The organism is Solibacillus ferritrahens, from assembly GCF_037027585.1.
GTDB classification, from domain to species: Bacteria; Bacillota; Bacilli; order Bacillales_A; family Planococcaceae; genus Solibacillus; species Solibacillus ferritrahens.
The window spans coordinates 110,719-130,730 of record NZ_JAXCLE010000007.1; the positions used below are offsets into that span (position 1 = coordinate 110,719).

Consider the following 20,012-nt stretch of genomic DNA (forward strand, 5'->3'; position numbering starts at 1 on the left):
CGAGGTTGTTCTTTTTATTTTTACATACGCGATTCAATTTCAGCCCATGCCTCTTCGAAGCCAAGACCTTTTTCTGAAGAAAACACAATTAATGGATCTTGTTTATCCATTTGCAATGTTTCCCGCACATGCTTTTTATGCTTATCCCATTTACCTTTTGGGATTTTGTCAGCTTTTGTCGCTACTACAATAACCGGAATATTATAATGCTTTAAGAAATCATACATCATACAGTCATCATTAGTGGGATTGTGACGAATATCAATAATCAATACAACGGCCCTTAATTGCTCACGTCCCATGAAATATTGTTCAATCATTCTTCCCCAAGCTGCGCGTTCTGATTTTGAAACTTTTGCATAGCCGTATCCTGGAACGTCAACATAATAAAGTTGCTCTTCAATTTTATAGAAATTCAACTGTTGCGTTTTACCAGGTTTTGACGAAATACGTGCCATTGCTTTACGGCCAATCATACGGTTGATAAACGAAGATTTGCCGACATTTGAACGACCCGCTAAAGCGAATTCAGGTAGCCCGTCTTCCGGGAACTGTTCTGGTCGGACAAAACTGCCGATCATTTCTACGTTATGGACTTTCATTACTTATTAAAACCTCCATCTAGTGCGAGCGCAAGAACTTCTTCCGCTTGTGAAACTAGTTTAAATGTGAGTTGCTCACGAATTGTTTCTGGAATATCATCAATATCACGCTCATTGTCTTTCGGGATAATAATCGTCGTTAATCCTGCACGGTGAGCACTTAATGATTTTTCCTTTAGACCACCGATTGGTAATACACGACCTCGTAAAGTTACTTCCCCTGTCATTCCAATTTCGCGTTTAATTGCTTTTCCAGTAATTGCTGACACGATGGCAGTTGTCATCGTTATACCAGCTGAAGGACCATCCTTAGGCACTGCGCCTTCTGGAACATGGACGTGAATATCATGTTGATCAAAATAATCTGAATCAAGTCCTAAATCACCTGTTAATGTACGGACAAATGATAGTGCAATTTGTGCGGATTCCTTCATTACATCTCCAAGCTTCCCTGTTAAGATTAGTTTCCCTTTACCAGGTGTTAATGAAACTTCAATTTGTAAAGTATCGCCGCCAACAGTCGTATAAGCAAGACCTGTTGCAACACCTACTTGATTTTCAAGCTCTGCTTGTCCGTAACGGAATCGATGTTTGCCAAGCATATCCACTAATACTTTTGAGCTAACAGTCACTTTTTTCTTTTCACCTGAAACAATGATTTTTGCAGCTTTACGACAAACAGTTGCTACTTGTCGCTCTAGTCCACGAACTCCAGCTTCACGTGTATAATAACGAATCAAATCTGTAATTGCTTCGTCTTTTATGAGTAGTTGTGCTTTCTTTAAACCATGTTCCTTCATTTGTTTCGGAATTAAATGGTTTTTCGTAATTTCAATTTTCTCATACTCCGTATATCCGGCAATATTGATAATTTCCATACGATCAAGAAGTGGTGCAGGTATTGTACTTAAATCATTTGCTGTTGCAATGAACAGTACATCCTGCAAATTATATGGCTCTTCAATGAAGTGATCGCTAAACGTATTGTTTTGCTCAGGATCCAAAACTTCCAACATTGCAGCAGAAGGATCACCACGGAAATCGTTTGACATTTTATCAATTTCGTCAAGTAAGAATACAGGGTTTGTTGTACCTGCTTTTTTCATTCCTTGAATAATACGACCAGGCATTGCACCTACATACGTACGACGGTGACCACGAATTTCCGATTCATCACGTACACCACCAAGTGAAACTCGGACAAACTTACGGTCCAAGCTCTCCGCAATGGAACGTGCCAAACTTGTTTTACCAACACCTGGAGGTCCTGCTAAACAAAGAATTGGACCGCGTAATGAATTCATCAACTGACGGACTGATAAATACTCCAAAACACGCTCTTTCACTTTTTCTAAACCGTCGTGATCACGATTTAATACCTCTTCAGCGTGGGCAATATCGATACGGTCTTCCGTTTTCTCCGTCCAAGGTATCGATACAAGCCATTCAAGATAGTTACGAATAACGCCACTTTCTGCACTTGCAGCAGGCAATTTTTCATAACGATCAAGCTCTTTTAACGCCACTTTTAATGTAGAATCTGGCATGCCTGAGCTATCAATTTTTTTGCGAAGCTCTGCAACTTCACCTGTTTTTCCTTCACGATCACCAAGCTCTGTTTGAATTGCTTTCATTTGCTCACGTAAATAATATTCTTTTTGCGTGCGCTCCATCGCTTGCTTCACTTTTGTACTGATTTTTTTCTCGAGATTTAAAATCTCCTGCTCATCATGTAGACGAATCATTAAGTGGTCTAAACGTTTCTTAATGTTAGTGATGTCTAATACTTCCTGCTTCTCATTAATTTTAAATGGTAAATGAGAGGCAATTACATCCGCCAATCGACCTGGTTCTTCAATATCGAGAACAGATTCGATTGTTTCAGTCGTAATTTTATTTGATGATTTTGCATATTTTTCGAAATAAGATAGTACCGTACGCATTAAAGCTTCCGTTTCAGAATCTTTAAATTGCTCGTCTTCAAATATCTCCAAATCCGCAATTGTAAATTTTTCAGCATCTTTGTAACTTACCATCTCCGCACGGTTTAAACCTTCAACCAAGATGCGTAATGTGCCGTTTGGAAGCTTTAGCATTTGCTTAACCTTCGCTAAAGTACCCATTTTATAAAGATCTGATTTTACAGGTGAATCAACACGTAAATCTTTTTGAGTAACTAAAAAGATCGTACTGTCTCCAAGCATCGCATGTTCAAGTGCAGCAATAGAACGCTCTCTACCAACATCAATATGTAAAACCATTGTTGGGTAGACAAGAAGTCCTCTTAACGGTAAAACTGGCATATTAGATAATTTTTTTGTCACGCGGGTATTCACCTCCATCCAAATCTTAAAAACAACCCGCATTATAAGTATGTGTCAGCTATTCATAAAATTTTCATCCAACCAATATGTATATCCTTTTTGTAAGAAAAAGCTGACTTTGGACTTGCTTAAGAAGTCTAAGTCAGCTACATAATTGGAACATTCAGCAAAAATTATGCTGAGGTTTTTTCGTTATCATCTTTTTTCAATACTGAACCATCATCCAAAATTAATTTTGGCTCTGCTTTATCGCGAATTGTCTCTGCTGTGATGATACATTTTTTAATGTCTTCACGTGAAGGCAATTCAAACATAACGTCCAACATTGTTACTTCAATAATAGAACGAAGTCCACGAGCACCAGTTTTACGTTCGATCGCTAATTTTGCAATTTCAACAAGTGCCTCATCTTCAAACTCCAACTCAACATTATCCAGTTCTAACATTTTTTGATATTGTTTTGCCAAAGCATTTTTAGGCTCTGTTAAAATTTGAACTAATGCATCAACATTTAACTGCTCTAACGTTGCCAATACTGGTAAACGACCAATAAATTCTGGAATTAGTCCAAATTTCAATAAGTCTTCCGGAATTAATTGAGACATAATAGAAGCATCTTCTTCAACAACGTTATTCATAGTTGAAGCAAATCCTATTACTTTCTCACCTTGACGACGTTTAATAATCGTTTCGATTCCGTCAAATGCACCACCAACGATAAATAAAATGTTTGATGTATCAATTTGTAAAAACTCTTGGTGTGGATGCTTACGTCCACCTTGTGGAGGAACGCTAGCCACAGTACCTTCTAGAATTTTAAGTAGTGCCTGTTGTACACCTTCACCTGATACATCGCGAGTAATTGATGGATTTTCAGATTTACGAGCCACTTTATCAATCTCGTCAATATAAATAATCCCTTTTTCGGCACGTTCAATATCGTAATCCGCAGCTTGGATTAATTTTAAAAGAATATTTTCAACATCCTCACCAACATAACCCGCTTCAGTTAAGCTAGTTGCATCGGCAATGGCAAATGGTACATTTAAAATACGTGCCAATGTTTGAGCTAGTAATGTTTTACCGCTACCAGTTGGACCGATTAAAACAATATTTGATTTCGATAATTCAACATCGTCAATTTTCGAATTTGAATTAATACGTTTATAGTGATTATAAACAGCAACTGCTAAAGCTTTTTTTGCCCGTTCTTGTCCGATAACATATTCGCCTAATATATTCAAAATATCTTTAGGCTTCGGAATATCTTTGAACTCAATTTCCTCTTCGATTCCTAGTTCTTCCACTACGATCTCTGAGCAGAGCTCGATACATTCGTCACAAATATATACTCCTGGTCCTGCAACCAGTTTACGAACTTGTTCTTGTGGCTTACCACAAAAAGAGCATTTTAAATTGCCTTTTTCATCATTAAATTTAAACAATTTGGTTCACCCCTATTCAAGCAACAATCTTACAAGATTCTAGTTGTTTTATCAAATAAATTGATTGCATATTGTTACTGGCTTGATTTATGTCTTATGATTTTCGCGTTAGCGCATCAACATTCATTGGATTTTATTGTAGCTTTTTCTCAACAAATATTCAAATACCCTAACCATTATATGTATGTATTCAAATCACAAATAATTTATTTAAGTGATAAAACAAGGCACGGAAAAAAACCGCACCTTGTCAAAATTTTGATTTAATTTATTCATTACTAGTTATCTCATATATGAAAGACGGTAGCCCAGTGATTAAACTAATAATAATCGACAATGTTAATAGTTAGCCATGGTTATTATACAAAGTACGATTCAATAAATTATTTCAGTCAAATAAATTAGTTAGTAATTTTAGCGTTTTCTACAAGGAATTCAACTGTTTTTTGTGTACGGATGTCGTTCTCAAGAACTTTTGTTCCGCCTAAAGCAGTTAAGATTTGGTCATTTGACATACCAAATTGTGCAGCCATTTTTTCAAGCTCAACATTGATGTCTTCTTCTGTTACTTCAATATTTTCTGCTTGACCAATTGCTTCTAACACTAATGTTACACGTACACGGTTTGCAGCTTCTTCAGCCATTTGAGTGCGTAATGCTTCTTCGTCTTGACCAGAGAATTGGTAGTATAAATCTAAGTTCATACCTTGCATTTGTAAGCGTTGACCGAACTCTTGTACCATACGGTCTACTTCTGTGTTGATCATACCTTGTGGAATTTCAACTTCTGCATTAGCAGCTGCTTTTTCTACAAGTTCATCACGTAATGATGCTTCAGAATCAGCTTCTTTGTTAGCTAAAGTAGTTTCTTTTAATTTTGTACGTAAAGCTTCTACTGTTTCAACTTCTGGGTCCATTTCTTTTGCGAACTCATCTGTTAAGTCAGGTAATACTTTAGTTTTTACTTCTTTAACTGTTACTACGAATTTCGCTTCTTTACCAGCTAATTCAGCAGCATGGTACTCTTCAGGGAAAGTAACTACAACATCTTTAGTTTCGCCAGTTTTAGCGCCTACTAATTGCTCTTCGAAACCTGGAATGAATGAACCAGAACCGATTTCTAATGAGTAGTCCTCACCTTTACCGCCTTCGAATGCTTCTTCACCTACGAAACCTTCGAAATCGATAACAGCAGTATCACCTTCAACGATTGCTTCATTTTCTTTAATTTCTAATTCAGCTTTTTTAGCTAATTGAGCGTCGATTAAAGATTGAACTTCTTCGTCAGTTACTTCTGTAGTTTGTTTAGTTACTTCTAAACCTTTGTATTCGCCTAATTTTGGTTCTGGTTTCACAGTTACTGTAGCAGTGTAAGTGAAGTCAGCACCTTTAGCGAAGTTTTCTGTACCAGCGATTTCTGGGTAATCAACAGGTTCAATACCAGCTTCATCTAAAGCGACTGGGTATGAAGAATTGATAACGATTTCTAAAGCATCTTGGTAAAGAGCTTCTACACCGTACATTTTTTCGAATACATTACGAGGCATTTTCCCTTTACGGAAACCAGGTACGTTAATTTGTTTTACAACCTTTTTGAAAGCTTGGTCTAAAGCTTTATCTACTTCTGCAGCTTCTACAGTAACAGTTAATAAACCTTCGTTACCTTCTTGTTTTTCCCATTTTACTGACATATATATTACCTCCAAAGTTAACATTCGTTTGAATAAACAAACTGTCATATATATTGTTTGACAACCATTTTAGTATAACATAGATGAACAATGTTTCAACTTTTTTCACTACTCTTGTAAATCTGATATTTTTTCTATCTTCTGTAAAAAATCAACTATTTCACTGTTTATTTTCACTATTTCCCCAAACATGGATTTAACAAATTCAATATAACTTAACGCGATATCTTCACTTCTGAAAATTGCCCATTCAAATGGATAAAGGACAATTGCATGCTTTGCCATTAAATGTTGAGCAAACTCTAATGTAGAGGGCTCTTGTACAAGTTTTTCCGATATAATGGTCGCAATTTCCTCATATTGGGGCATTTTGGTTGGTAACGGTAATTGAGCTGGATTGACTTGCTTTGTCATGTCAAATTTAGCTATATTCAAGTCCAAGTTGACTTCCTGCTCTACTAATAATATAAGCAGCAAACTTTGAATAAATGGGTGCACATCTTCTGTCTCAATAACGGCTTTAATTTCTTTTACATATGGGCGGATATTTTTTTCAGGTAGTTCATTAATTATCATTAGCTGTTCTTGTACAGATAACTTTAGAAGTTCACTTGCGATAATTTCAAAATCCCCATCATCATCGTTTACAGGTGATGATTGCAACTGTGATCCCTGATTTTCGGCAATATGCGCATTTAAGTTTTTTAGTCGTTCAAACTTTTCGATTTCATGCTCAGGTATTAATTCTTCATCAAATAATGACTCTATAATTTTTTCCACTTGTTTAAATTGACGTAATTGCATGCAAATCGTTAAGTAAAGTTCCATCACTTCAAAATACATACTTGGGCCAATTGCCAATAATTCTTCACATATTTGTTTTGCCCGCTCGAAATTTTTCACTTCATACAAAGAATAGGCAAAAATACTAAGTGATATTTCATCTCCTTCTCCTAATAGCAAGGCTTGCTCAAACATTTCGTTTGCTTCATTATAATGTAATGTCTCAGCTAATTTTTTTGCTTCATTAAATAGCCTGTCCACTGTGCCCGGAAATAAAATAACTTTCCTTTTATTTTTATTCTCTTTATTTTCATTCATCATAATCACTCCATCGACGACATAGGTACACCTTCGCATCCTTGTCAATTGCACTTATTTTAACTCCGTTGCCATATTCCAAAAATATGTTCACAAAATTTATACTTATATTAATTTACAATACTTAAAAAAGTTATATACTAAGTACTAGTATTTTTGGAATTTTTGCTAATATAAAAACTTCTAATTCAATATTCCCATTATTCTTAGTAAATAATCGTAGTAAAATACATCTACTATTCATAAAAGGAGTGTCTATTATGGTGGTACTTTCGGAAAATGTACTACTACAGTTTAAAAATCGGTTCGAAAAATCAATGGAAAAGCTGCCGATTAGTGTAGTAAGTCTAAGTACAGCAATTGTAAACGATATAGAATACCCAGTAAAATTTGATTTCATAACGGAAACGATTGTAAATTATAAAGGACAAATCGTGACGACAAATATAATTGAAATCGAAGGAACAATTCCGGGAACAATTAAAATCGGTTCCATCACGATTTTGCCTCAACATATACATCTTACATGTGAATATGAAATTTTAACAATTACAAATAATGAACTAAAAACATTAGTAACAAATGATAAGCCATTGTTATTATATAGTGATTGGCTATTAGATGCGATTGAAAATGAGATTTTAGTATTGGAAGTAAAAGCCGATAATGATCAATTGGTCGACTGGCCTGTGGGAATTAAAAACGCGTATTTTTTATAAAATAATTAAGTACATAGCATTCACCATCTTCCTTAAATAGAAAGATGGTGAATTTTTTAATCTTTTAAGCTGATAATACGTTCTATTTGCATTGAAAATTCAGTGCTGTATACTAAGCGCTATGCACATTTTTAATGAATGAAAGTGGGATATATTTATGAAATTCGGATTTATCGGCCTTGGAAACATGGCCAACGCGATTATTAATGGAATGATTACAAGTCGACAATTTAATGCTACAGATGTATATGGGATTAATCGTAGCATCGAAAAAACAGAGGCACTCATCAGTCAATATGGGATTCAAACTGCAGATTCAATAGAGCAACTAATGTCACAAGTAGATGTCGTTATTATTGCAGTAAAACCTCAAATGTTTGATCAATTAATTCCATCAATTCAACAGCATTTAAAGAGCAATCATATTGTTATTTCGATTGCTGCCGGAAAATCACTTGACTATCTACATCGTGAGCTTGGGGCACAGACGCCTATTTTCCGTGTCATGCCTAATATAAATTCAACTATTGGCGCATCTACAAGCTGTTTTTCAACAATTGTAGGTAATGATGAACAAAAAGACATTGTTGAAAAGCTGTTTGCTACAGTAGGAACTATTGACGAGCTTCCTGAAGAATTATTTTCTATATTTACAACGATTGGTTGCGCCTCCCCCGCCTTTACTTATCTGTACATTGATTCGTTGGCACGTGCTGCTGTTCGCGAAGGCATGCCTAAAGATATGGCGCTTAAAATTGCGGCAAGTTCTGTAATGGGTAGTGCGAAAATGGTATTACAGTCCGACTCACATCCTTGGGCATTAATCGACCAAGTTTGTTCACCTGGTGGAACGACGATACAAGGTGTCACATCCCTACAAGTTAACCATTTCGAAAGTACAATCTACGATGCAGTTGATGCCGTTACAAACCGTGATACTCTTCTGCAAAAGCAAACATCAAAATAGGCTGTTACCTAGTGAAATCAAATTTCACTAGGTTTTTTCATCTTGCTTTACTTTTTTATCATAGTATAATTACCTTTATTTAGTGAAACATTCAAAAAGAGGTGTATCATGACTTTAATCTTGCGAGTTTTGGCTATTATCCTATTCAGTTCTTTTTTCACCTCTTCTAGTGAAGCAATGACTGGTGAAAAAGGGCATGCACTTCAATTCCATTATGAAATAATCGAGCAAAACGATAAAATAATTTGGAACATACAATATGAAGATCGGTTTTTGCAGATTAAAGAAAGCGAAAAATCGGCTGAATTATTGTTACAGTTCAGAAGCTTAATCGATCAGGCTACGAGCAACGTTCTTCCATTGACAATTTATAGTTGCTTTATAATCTTCACTCTCGTATTCGCAGTACTCTTTACATTTACTAAGCCAAAACGCTTAAAACATCCACTCTTTTGGAGCAGCGTCATCATCTCTTGTATATTCCTGATCAAAAGTTATTCCTATTATGAAGTCCTTCAACATACCGAAGCTAATCTACGCTATTATTACCTATTGCTTGAAGTTATTAATTCCCCCTATTAACATGTAAAACAACTATGTTTTGCATGTTTTTATAATTATCTCTAAAACTTGTAAAAAAATACGAGAACATAATTGCTAAGTCACGTACTATTCTATATAATCAATCTTGTTTCAAAATGAAACACAATTAAATTATAGATTGGGAGCGTGACAAGAAATTGGGTAAAGCATTGATTATTGGAGCTGGCGGAGTAGCTAGCGTTGTCGTACATAAATGTGTACAAAACTCAGAAGTATTCGAAGAGATTATGATCGCAAGTCGAACAAAGTCTAAATGTGATGCTTTAAAAGAAAAATTAGATGGTGGGAAAACGATTATCCATACAGCACAGGTGGATGCGGACAACACTGAGGAACTAATTGACCTAATCAATGGATTTAATCCAGATGTGGTGATTAATGTCGCTTTACCATATCAAGACTTAACTATTATGGATGCATGTTTAGCAACAAAGACTCATTATGTAGATACAGCAAACTACGAGCCTTTAGATACTGCTAAATTCGAATATAAATGGCAATGGGCGTATAAAGAGCGTTTTGAAGAAGCAGGCATTACTGCGCTTCTAGGTTCAGGTTTTGACCCAGGTGTAACAGGCGTATTCACAGCGCATGCACAAAAGCATCATTTCGATGAAATTCATTACATCGATATCGTTGATGCTAACGGTGGAGACCACGGACTTCCATTCGCAACAAACTTCAACCCGGAAATCAACATTCGTGAAATTACTGCGAACGGTCGTTTCTGGAAAGATGGCGAGTGGGTTGAAACAGAGCCTTTAGAATATAAAACAGTTTATAACTTACCGGAAATCGGGGAAAAAGATTGCTACCTTCTATACCATGAAGAATTAGAATCTTTAGCGAAAAACATTAAAGGTTTAAAACAAATCCGCTTCTGGATGACATTTGGCGAAAAATACTTAACACATTTAAACGTTCTAGAAAATGTAGGTATGACTTCTATTGAGCCAATCGAATTCCAAGGACAAATGATTCAGCCAATCCAGTTTTTAAAAGCTGTTTTACCAGACCCAGCTACATTAGGTCCTCTTACAAAAGGTAAAACAAACATCGGCTGTATCGTTCGAGGTATTAAAGACGGTAAAGAGAAAACTTACTATGTATACAATGTATGTGATCACCAAGAATGCTACAGAGAAGTTGGTTCACAAGCGATTTCATACACAACTGGTGTACCAGCAATGATCGGTGCAATGCTTGTAATAAACGGCGAATGGCAAAAACCAGGTGTTTGGAATGTAGAAGACTTCAATCCAGATCCATTCATGGACGCTTTAAACAAATGGGGCTTACCATGGCACGAAACTGAAAATCCTGAATTAATCGACTTAGAATTCACTTCTAACGGAGTAACAAAATAATGGCTGATGTAAAAATGAAGAAGCCTATTATGGAGGAAGCTTTAGCGGAAGAAACGGGCATCGATTGGTCACAGGCACCGTCTCCGGCATTCGTAGTTGACGAGCGATTACTTGAGCGCAATTTAAAACTGTTAAAATCCGTACAAGATCGTACGAATTGCGATATTTTACTTGCACTTAAAGGGTTTTCAATGTGGTCAACATTTCCAATGGCGCGCAATTATTTAGCAGGCATTACGTCTTCTTCATTATTCGAAGCACGTCTTGGCTATGAAGAATTCGGTAAGGAAGTACACGCTTACGCCCCTGCTTATGCAGAACATGAAATTGATGAATATTTAACATATGTCGACCATATTGTATTTAACTCTTTTGATCAGTTAAACAAATATAAAGACAAAGTGTTAAATCACGAGAAAAATATTTCAATCGGCTTACGTGTAAACCCGGGCTATTCAGAGGTGGAAACACCACTATATGATCCATGCTATATTAATTCACGTTTAGGTATCCCGTTCGAATCATTTAAGCCAGATGAGCTTGACGGTGTAGAAGGTATTCATTTCCACGCTATGTGCGAACAAGGTGCAGAAGTACTGGAACGTATTTTAGTTCATTTTGAAGAAAAATACGGAAAGTACTTACATCAGATGAAATGGATTAACTTCGGTGGCGGACATCATATTACGAAACCTGGTTATAACGTAGAACTATTAGTGTCATTAATCAATCGTATTCAAGAAACATATGACGTGAAAGTAATTTTAGAGCCAGGCGAAGCAATTGCACTGAATACAGGTTATTTAGTAGCAACAGTACTTGATATCGTTCATAACGGTATGGAGCTGGCAATTGTAGACTCTTCTGCCACTTGTCATATGCCGGATACACTTGAAATGCCATACCGTGCACACATTATCGGTTCTGGTCAGCCAAGTGAAAAGGCATATACGTACCGTTTAGGTGGGATGACGTGCTTAGCCGGCGATATTATTGGGGATTACTCTTTCGATGAGCCACTTCAGGCAGGCGACAAAATCGTCTTTACTGACATGGCCCATTATACAATGGTAAAAACGCATATGTTCAACGGTGTGAACTTGCCGAGTATTTGCACGTACAATGATGAACAAGGAATTAAAGTCATTCGTTCATTCCAGTTTGAAGATTATAAAGGTCGTTTATCATAAGAAAAAGCAGAAACGTTTTATCACGTTTCTGCTTTTCTTTATTCAAGTGGGAAGTAAATAGGACGACTAAACGCCGGCTGCCATATACCTTGCTCGTTTTTTACCATTCTCACTTCTGCTGGTAATCCATTTTCCCCTGTAAAAACAACCCAGCCTTCCGTTTCTGAACGTACTTCAAAAGTAGCCTGTTCTAATCCATTAAAGCCACTTACAACCATTATACGGTTTAATTCTGGTGTAAATAGCTGTTGACGCACAGCTTTTGTTTTTTCATAATACTGCTTTACTTCAAGTGTATCTTTACTTTCAACATTTGTAAAAAGTGCTTCATATGTTTCATAATCTTGCTCAATTTCACTTAACAAAAACATTTTAGTAATTGTAACCGGTGAAATCGCCCGCAAACGTTCCAATTCATAATCCGTTTTGAATGCCTCATACACAGCTTGTTCTTCAGGTGTCAATGTAAGCGCCAATTCATCTGAAGCTTGAATAGCGGTCACCTTGCCCACTAGTTGAGCATTCTTAATTTTTAATAATCGCTGATGGTCGTCATTACTGTAAACAAGTAGTTCATCTTTAGCGGTATCTATCGTTTCATTGGCAAAAGGTGTATATTTTATTCCCCATTCATAAAAATAATACGGGTTTTTAAGGGGATCTTTCTTTTCTCCCTCCCCTATTTTCTCTCCAAGACCTCGAACAGTTAATATCGTACCATTTACCCGGATTTGCCCCTCATCCATTGTCACCGTATCATTCGCTAAACCGAGCACTGTCGATACAACAATCCCATTAGGCGAGTAATAGGCTACATAATCCCCATATGTAATCGTTGCATCTTCATCAATTACCATCGGGAAGCCATGTAGCATCCATTGTTCCCCAAGTAAATACGCTTTTTGGGGTTCAATCACCTCTAACTCATTAACAACATCAATAATCGGCAATAGTGGGGTTCCTTCATTTGCTGTTTGGACACTTTTTGACGGGGAGAACTGTGCCAATACTATCATTCCAATCAAACAGCACATCGCAACAGAAACTGATAGTACTTGCCAATTGCGTTTTTTTGGCTTTCGCTTCGTCTGTAACAATCGCTGCTTGAGCTCAGTTGTATAGGGTGCATCCTGCTGCAATTCCCGCTTCAACTGATTTTTAAATTCCTTCATAAAATAGCGCCTCCAATTCCTGATCATTTTTTAAAAGTTCTCTCGCCCGGCGAATTCTTGTACGAACGGTATTTTGTGAAACCATTAGTAAATCAGCTATTTCTGATACCTCAAATTCCTCATAGTAAAATAAAATAATGACCTCACGATAATGGACAGGCAAGGCGAAAATATGTTGTTTTAATGTTGTAAAAGCTTCTATCTCTAAATACGCGTGTTCACTTGAAGGCACATTTTTACGCATTGGTATTAATTTTGTTAGAAGTGCTTTTCTCTTTTGTTTGCGTAGCTCATCATGACAACAATTAATCGCTATACGAGTTAAATAGGTTTTCAGTGAAGCTTCACTACGGAAAATTTCTTTATGTAACAGAAACTTCATTAAGACGTCCTGTGTGATTTCCTCTGCAAGTTGACGATCCTTTACGTATAAATAGCTAAAATGATATAAATATTCTCCATATTGTTCTACAATTTCCTCCACCGATCACTCACCTCTTTTCAATTCTACAACTTAGACGTTTGCTTTTTAAAAAATTGTTCAAAATCTTCCATAATAATTTCTTCAAGGCTAATTATGATACAAAAAAAGAGCACGGTTTCAACTTTAACGTTGTACCGCGCTCAATTTTTATGTGCCGCAATAGCTGACAAATGGTGGTTCTTCATCTGTTGGCGGCTGTGTATATTTTGAAAGCTGTTCATTTGTATCATAGGGATTTGATAAGACTTGCAGCATTTCGGCAAACATAGAAGGCTCGCCTGCAACAAATTCTTCTATAGCTTGTTCTACTAAATGATTTCTTGGAATTACGGCAGGATTAACCGATTTCATTACCTGTAAAGTTTCTTCTTTTGTCATGTCCTGTTGCTCAATACGCTCGAACCAAGCTTTTTCCCATTGTTTGAACTGTTCTGATTGGAATAGTTTATTGTTTGGTCGTTCTCCCTCTGCCAATGAACGAAACGTATTCGTATAATCCGCATCATTGTATTCCATTAGCTGAAGCAAATCGTTAATAAGCTGTTCATCCTGATCACCCGGATAGAGAAGTCCGAGCTTTTCACGCATTTCACTATAATAATGTGCTTCATAAACAGAAGGGAATTTCCCTAATATACCTTGCGCTAAACGAACTGCCTCATCTTCATCCTCATGAATTATTGGCAATAAACTTTCTGCAAAGCGTGTTAAATTCCATGAAGCAATTGCCGGTTGGTTACCATATGCATAACGTCCTTGAGTATCAATTGAACTAAACACAGTAGAGGTGTTATACGTATCCATAAAAGCACATGGACCATAATCTATTGTTTCACCGCTTATTGTCATGTTATCCGTGTTCATTACACCGTGAATAAAGCCAACACTTTGCCATTTTGCAATAAGTGCCGCTTGCTTTTCTAATACCGTTTCCAATAATGCAATATAAGGATTATCTGCTTTACGAATCTCAGGATAGTGCCGGTCTATCGCATAATCCGCTAATGCTTTTACGTCAGACCTTTCTCCAAATTGAGCTGCATATTGAAAAGTACCGACGCGCAAATGACTAGCCGCTATACGGGTTAACACAGCACCATCAAGTGCCTTTTCACGATAAATAACATCCCCTGTAGCAGCAATCGCTAAGCTACGTGTTGTAGGAATTGAAAGTGCATGCATTGCTTCGCTGATAATAAATTCTCTCAACATTGGACCTAATGCCGCTCTTCCGTCTCCCCCTCGTGAATACGGTGTGCGCCCTGAACCCTTTAATTGAATATCATAGCGTTCCCCATCTTTTGTAATATGCTCTCCAATTAATAGTGCTCGTCCATCTCCTAACATATTGAAATGACCAAATTGATGTCCCGCATATGCTTGGGCAATTTGCGCTGCACCTGAAGGCATTTCATGTCCGGCTAAAATTGCCGCCCCTTGCTCTTTTAATTCATTTGCATCTAAATCCAGTCTATCTGCTAGCGTACGATTAAAAATGACAATCGCTGGTGCAGTAACTTTATTTGCCGCTATTTCGGTATAAAACATTTGTGGCAAATCCATATAACTATTATCAAAACGAAAACCAAAATTGTCTTCTTTTTCTGTCATTGTTTTTCGCCTCATTTCTTTTAGTTGATGCGTTTATTATAAACCTTTTAAGATTAGTTAACCAAAATCCAGTCTTTTAAAACGAAAAATGTAACCTAGCCTCACTTTAGTTAACCAAAAATAAATTTCAGTTGACACAACTCGTTTTACATTTTATATTTACGTTAACCGAAAAAATATTCCAGTTAACAAAGGGGTTAGAAAATGGAAACCGTTCACAAAACACAAACCTTTAAAACAGTAGATTTAATTTACAGTGCTTTGTTTGCAACATTAATTATGATTGGTGCAAACATAACATCATTTGCACCCTTCTTAACAGTTGGTGGTGTACCAATTACATTACAAACCTTTTTTGCTATTTTAGCAGGATTGGTTCTAGGATCTAAAAAAGGAGCCATTGCTTGTACTGTATACATGGCTATTGGGCTTGCTGGTGCACCGGTCTTTTCAAAATTCACAGGTGGCTTCTCAGCAATTTTGCTACCGACATTCGGTTTTATTGTTACATTTATCGTTAGTGCCTATATTGCCGGTAAAATCGCTGAAACATACAAAACTAGACTTGCCTATATTATTGCGGCGCTTATAGCGATGGCTATAAATTATATACTAGGGACAACTTGGATGTATTTTGCTTATACATTATGGGCTGCAGCGCCAGAAGGATTTTCCTATAAACTGGCTTGGTTTTGGATGATTCCACCGATGCCAAAAGATATTATTCTAGCTATTTTTGCAGGATTCTTTGCCTTTCGTATTCAAAAAGTTTTAAAGATTCTTCCGATTAAACAATCGTAAACAGTTGGAAATATGGAGAGAAATTACTATTTGCTGGACACATTTATCTTTTTTTATACAATATTTTGGCGCCATCATTATACCGAAATCTATTTATTTGATATAATTTATCATATTGATAAAGGAGGAATTCCGTATGGCAAATCATTATCAAAATATCGTTGTGGCAGTAGATGGCTCTGAGTTAGGCGAACTCGCTTTTCAAAAATCAATTGATGTAGCAAAACGTAATATTGGCTCGACTTTACATATCATCCACGTAATCGATACAAGCTTTTCCGCATCTTTTGATATGCTTTATGATAATATGGTTGAATTAGTCCGTAAGCACGGTGAAGTGTTATTGGACCGCTATGAATTAGAAGCAAAAGAAGCTGGCATTGTAAATGTTAATAAGATTTTAACTAAAGGTACTCCGAAAAATGTTTTATCCAAAAAGCTTTCAGAACATGCGCCTGCAGATATTATTATTTGTGGTGCAACAGGCTTAAATGCAATGGAGCAAATGTTCATGGGCTCCAGTACTGAAGCAATCGTCCGACATGCAACTTGTGACGTATTAATTGTACGTACACCCATCAAATAGAGAAAAAGGTTATGAGGCTATTAATGTCCTCATAACCTTTTTAAATTACGCACGATGCGAACTTACTTTTAAAAGCTCCTCTTACGGTTTTTGAACATACGCAAAAAGTTAGATCATTAAAATTTCACGGATGTCTTGCTCTGTTAATTTACTGTTAGACTGGTCATCTCCATCCAAAATATCGGAAATGAGCAGTTTCTTTTTTTGCTGAAGTTCACTCATCTTTTCCTCAATCGTCCCATTTGTAATAAGTTTGATTACTTGTACAACTTCCTTTTGTCCCATTCGATGCGCACGGTCAGCTGCTTGTTCCTCCACTGCCGGGTTCCACCATAGGTCATATAAAATTACGGTATCTGCTCCAGTTAAATTCAATCCCGTCCCCCCTGCTTTTAACGAAATCAAAAACAAATCTCGCTCTCCATTATTAAAGGCATTGCATAGTGCAACACGCTCCTCTGATGGAGTTTGACCATCCAAATAAAAATATGATTCTCCACGTTTAGAAAGCTCAGTTGCAATCATTTTGAGCATTTGCGTAAACTGGGAAAATATTAGTACACGGCGTCCTGATGCTTTCGATTGCTCCAACAGGTGAAACAACTGCTCAAATTTTGCAGAACTTCCTTTATAGCCTTCGACAAATAGGGCCGGGTGACAACAAATTTGCCGTAGTCGGGTTATGCCAGCCAAAATTCGAATACGATTTTTATGAAACGTCTCTTTGTCTAAATGCTTCATTGTATCCACCCGTAACTTGGCCAAATACGCTGCATATAACGCTTTTTGCTCTGGGAAAAGTTCTGTTTTTTCGATAATCTCCTCTTTTTGAGGTAGCTCGTCCAGCACCTGTTCTTTCATACGGCGCAACAAAAATGGACGGACTCTGCGTGCAATATCTTTTCGCTGCATATGTCGGAATTCCTCTAGCTCCCGGAATAGCTGAGGAAAAACAACGCGATAGATGGACCATAATTCGGACAAGGAATTTTCAATTGGTGTACCCGTTAAAGCAAAACGGTTGGTCGCGTTAATTTTTTTGACAGTACGTGCTGTTTGGGTAACCGGATTTTTAAATGCCTGTGCCTCATCAAAAAATACAGTATGGAAATGTTGTCGTTCATAAAATGATATATCACGTCGCAATAACGGATATGTCGTAATCACAACATCTTGTTCTTCCATTGTTCGCAGCAGTGCCCTTCTCTCTGACACATCCCCATCCACAACAATTGCTTCAACTTCTGGAGCAAATTGCATGAACTCATATAGCCAATTATAAGAAAGTGATGATGGACAAACGATTAATACAGGTTGTTTATTCGCACGGACTATTTCTAATTCGGACAAGATAAACGCAATACTTTGAATCGTTTTGCCAAGTCCCATATCATCTGCCAGTACACCGCCAAATCCATAATTGGAAAGTAATTTTAACCAATTGTAACCATGCTTTTGATAATCTCTAAGAATAGATTGTAGACTTGCCGGAACTTCGAATGTTAGTGATGCTGGATTTAACAATTGTCCTGTAAATTCTTTAAACGATTGTTCCGCTTCAAAAATTGTACTCTCTTCAAATTGCTCCAAAAACGGCAAGCTATCTAAAATCGGCATGTTAAACGTTAATTCGTATTCATCATCTTGTGCTGGAATCGCTCTTAAAAAGCGCTGAATTTCTTCTATTTCCCGCGTTTCCAATGACAGCAATGCTCCATCTTTCAGTCGGTAATATTTTTGCTTCACTTTAATAGCCGCTAATATTTCTTTAATCTGGTTATTTGAAACCCCATCCATTTCAAATTTAAATTCAAGCCAATTTGTCCGTTCCTTTTGTACATTTACTCGAATTTTAGGGAAGTTATTTTCTTTTGCAATACGTAATTTAACAGAATTTGTTGCATAAATTTGAGCAAGCTTTGTTAATTTCGGAAGTTGATGGAATAAAAAATTATATTCGAGCTCCTCATTTTGCATATAGTAACCGCCATCTGTTTTCGTAAAGCCACTTTCATCCATTAACGCTAAAATAGTCGACTCCTTTTCAATATCTCGAATAATTAGCACTTCATCCGATATGTCATATTCACTTAATGGTTGAATAACAAACTGCCCATATTGAAACTCCAAACCTGCTAGAAAGCGATTTTTTACACGGTCTAAATAAACATTGACGACTAATGGTGTTTGCATTTGCTGTAATGAAAGCTCTCTATCCATTGTCACAGTACCTATTTTTTTCAGTTTCGGAATAATCTTTTCTAAAAAGTAGTCCCAATGTGATTGCTCAATCGTTAGCGTGGATTGTTGCTGGAGCATTTTCTTTAATTCCAGAAGTTGCATCACACTTTCATCGCTGATTTGTGTCATTTCTCCGTTAAAGAGCACTAATCGATAACCAGGCAGTAGGACCGTCCGTTCAATTCCTTCTATATTAAGCTCATAATGCTCCCCTTTTGCCTGAATATTAAAACGCAGCGCTGTAGGACGTGTTAAAATCTTCACTTTACTGTAGCTTTCATTTTGATAAAACAGTGATACATCTTCTATATTCAAGAGTAGTGGTACAAGGAGATGCCATGATGATGGCGGAATGATTAGTAGATGCTCCTGAAAATGAATTTGCTTATATTGCAATGTCTCTCTATATAGTGCATCATCTTCTACTATTTTAATAAGGAGTTGTAATATAGCATCGTGCTGTACTTCGAAGCAGAATTCCTCAAAATTATATACCGTGCTTTCTGAAATGCGGTAAGTTTTTTTATTTTTTATATGCGTTAAAAATTCACGAATAGATAAAATGTGCTCCCCATTCACTTGGAGATTTATCGCAAAAAGCGTCTCTTCTACGGAAAGTTGAACGGGGGTCAATAAAAAATGTACGTCCATTATTTCACGCTTTTCAAAGTGACGTTGCTGACGACTTGTTTGCACTGTCTGCTCTTTGAAAATTGAAAGAAAGCTATTTTTTAAATCTACGTTCTCCTCAAGCGGAATAGTTAGCGAAGAAGGTGATGTTTTTTTATTGCGGTTTAAAATAGCAATCAGTACTGCCGCCACATGTTGGCAGCTTTTACTGAAGTCCCCTAACGTCGGGCAGCTACAAGAGGTTTTAACTTTACCTGTACTTTCTTTTTCAACACGGACAACGAATTGTTCTGTACTTTTCACAACGGCTTCCCCAAATGTATCCGTATATTGCAGGAAATTCACTTTTCCTGTTTGATAAAAAGTATGCCCTTTTTTAAAAGAAACGGTCCCGCATAGATCTTTTATCTGTTTTTCCGAAAGTTTAATATCCATGCCGATCCCCCTTTTTCTTTTTAGTTCATTTTCTCATGTAGTA

At 36.7% G+C, this 20,012-nt stretch carries 16 protein-coding genes; 7 read left to right on the forward strand and 9 right to left on the reverse strand.

What is annotated here, in order from left to right; genetic code table 11:
• Positions 1-20: 20 nt before the first annotated feature.
• The 5 genes from yihA to SNE38_RS09050 all read right to left on the reverse strand — a co-directional run bounded on the left by yihA (position 21) and on the right by SNE38_RS09050 (position 7,163).
• The gene (yihA, locus tag SNE38_RS09030; protein ID WP_191702740.1) at positions 21-602 is read right to left on the reverse strand and encodes a ribosome biogenesis GTP-binding protein YihA/YsxC; all 582 of its coding nucleotides are present in this window, start codon (positions 600-602) and stop codon (positions 21-23) included.
• Positions 602-2,944 (reverse strand): endopeptidase La, encoded by a 2,343-nt coding sequence (gene lon, locus SNE38_RS09035; protein WP_191702741.1) that lies wholly within the window; start codon positions 2,942-2,944, stop codon positions 602-604. Before lon ends, yihA begins: the two co-directional genes overlap by 1 nt.
• Before the next feature lie 155 nt (positions 2,945-3,099).
• A complete protein-coding gene (gene clpX / locus SNE38_RS09040; RefSeq protein ID WP_191702742.1) occupies positions 3,100-4,371 on the reverse strand; it encodes an ATP-dependent protease ATP-binding subunit ClpX in 1,272 nt (423 codons plus the stop codon).
• Positions 4,372-4,772: 401 nt separating this feature from the next.
• Positions 4,773-6,062, reverse strand: coding sequence for a trigger factor (gene tig, locus SNE38_RS09045; RefSeq protein ID WP_191702743.1), 1,290 nt, complete (start codon positions 6,060-6,062; stop codon positions 4,773-4,775).
• Positions 6,063-6,170: 108 nt separating this feature from the next.
• Entirely contained in the window at positions 6,171-7,163 is a 993-nt protein-coding gene (locus tag SNE38_RS09050; protein WP_336046361.1) for a DUF3196 domain-containing protein, read from the reverse strand.
• A 260-nt stretch (positions 7,164-7,423) separates the two neighbouring features.
• On the opposite strand from SNE38_RS09050, the gene SNE38_RS09055 reads away from it, so the two are divergent.
• The 5 genes from SNE38_RS09055 to nspC all read left to right on the forward strand — a co-directional run bounded on the left by SNE38_RS09055 (position 7,424) and on the right by nspC (position 12,009).
• On the forward strand, positions 7,424-7,882 hold the full coding sequence (locus tag SNE38_RS09055) for a hypothetical protein (protein ID WP_191702745.1): 459 nt from the start codon (positions 7,424-7,426) through the stop codon (positions 7,880-7,882).
• A 157-nt stretch (positions 7,883-8,039) separates the two neighbouring features.
• Positions 8,040-8,849, forward strand: coding sequence for a pyrroline-5-carboxylate reductase (gene proC, locus SNE38_RS09060; RefSeq protein WP_336046362.1), 810 nt, complete (start codon positions 8,040-8,042; stop codon positions 8,847-8,849).
• Between the two features lie 108 nt (positions 8,850-8,957).
• Positions 8,958-9,431 carry a hypothetical protein gene (locus tag SNE38_RS09065; protein WP_191702747.1) on the forward strand — a complete coding sequence of 158 codons (474 nt, stop codon included), beginning with the start codon at positions 8,958-8,960 and terminating at the stop codon, positions 9,429-9,431.
• Positions 9,432-9,589: 158 nt separating this feature from the next.
• Entirely contained in the window at positions 9,590-10,819 is a 1,230-nt protein-coding gene (locus SNE38_RS09070; RefSeq protein WP_336046363.1) for a saccharopine dehydrogenase family protein, read from the forward strand.
• The gene (nspC, locus tag SNE38_RS09075) at positions 10,819-12,009 is read left to right on the forward strand and encodes a carboxynorspermidine decarboxylase (protein WP_336046364.1); all 1,191 of its coding nucleotides are present in this window, start codon (positions 10,819-10,821) and stop codon (positions 12,007-12,009) included. The genes SNE38_RS09070 and nspC overlap by 1 nt, the downstream gene beginning before the upstream one ends.
• A gap of 38 nt (positions 12,010-12,047) precedes the next feature.
• On the opposite strand, the gene SNE38_RS09080 is transcribed toward nspC, so the two are convergent.
• The 3 genes from SNE38_RS09080 to SNE38_RS09090 form a co-directional block, all read right to left on the reverse strand.
• Positions 12,048-13,181: a hypothetical protein gene (locus SNE38_RS09080; RefSeq protein ID WP_336046365.1), complete on the reverse strand. Its 1,134-nt coding sequence runs from the start codon at positions 13,179-13,181 to the stop codon at positions 12,048-12,050.
• Positions 13,168-13,665 (reverse strand): RNA polymerase sigma factor, encoded by a 498-nt coding sequence (locus tag SNE38_RS09085; protein ID WP_336046366.1) that lies wholly within the window; start codon positions 13,663-13,665, stop codon positions 13,168-13,170. Before SNE38_RS09085 ends, SNE38_RS09080 begins: the two co-directional genes overlap by 14 nt.
• Positions 13,666-13,812: 147 nt before the next feature.
• Complete coding sequence (locus SNE38_RS09090; RefSeq protein WP_336046367.1) at positions 13,813-15,276, reverse strand: protein adenylyltransferase SelO; 1,464 nt, start codon at positions 15,274-15,276, stop codon at positions 13,813-13,815.
• A 204-nt stretch (positions 15,277-15,480) separates the two neighbouring features.
• Here SNE38_RS09090 and SNE38_RS09095 point away from each other — a divergent pair, with 204 nt between their 5' ends.
• Entirely contained in the window at positions 15,481-16,077 is a 597-nt protein-coding gene (locus tag SNE38_RS09095) for a biotin transporter BioY (RefSeq protein WP_191702753.1), read from the forward strand.
• Positions 16,078-16,213: 136 nt separating this feature from the next.
• Entirely contained in the window at positions 16,214-16,663 is a 450-nt protein-coding gene (locus SNE38_RS09100) for a universal stress protein (protein WP_191700390.1), read from the forward strand.
• A gap of 108 nt (positions 16,664-16,771) precedes the next feature.
• Here the strand turns inward: SNE38_RS09100 and SNE38_RS09105 are convergent, their stop codons facing one another.
• Positions 16,772-19,969, reverse strand: a complete 3,198-nt coding sequence (locus SNE38_RS09105; protein WP_336046368.1) for a DEAD/DEAH box helicase — start codon at positions 19,967-19,969, stop codon at positions 16,772-16,774.
• Between the last annotated feature and the right edge of the window lie 43 nt (positions 19,970-20,012).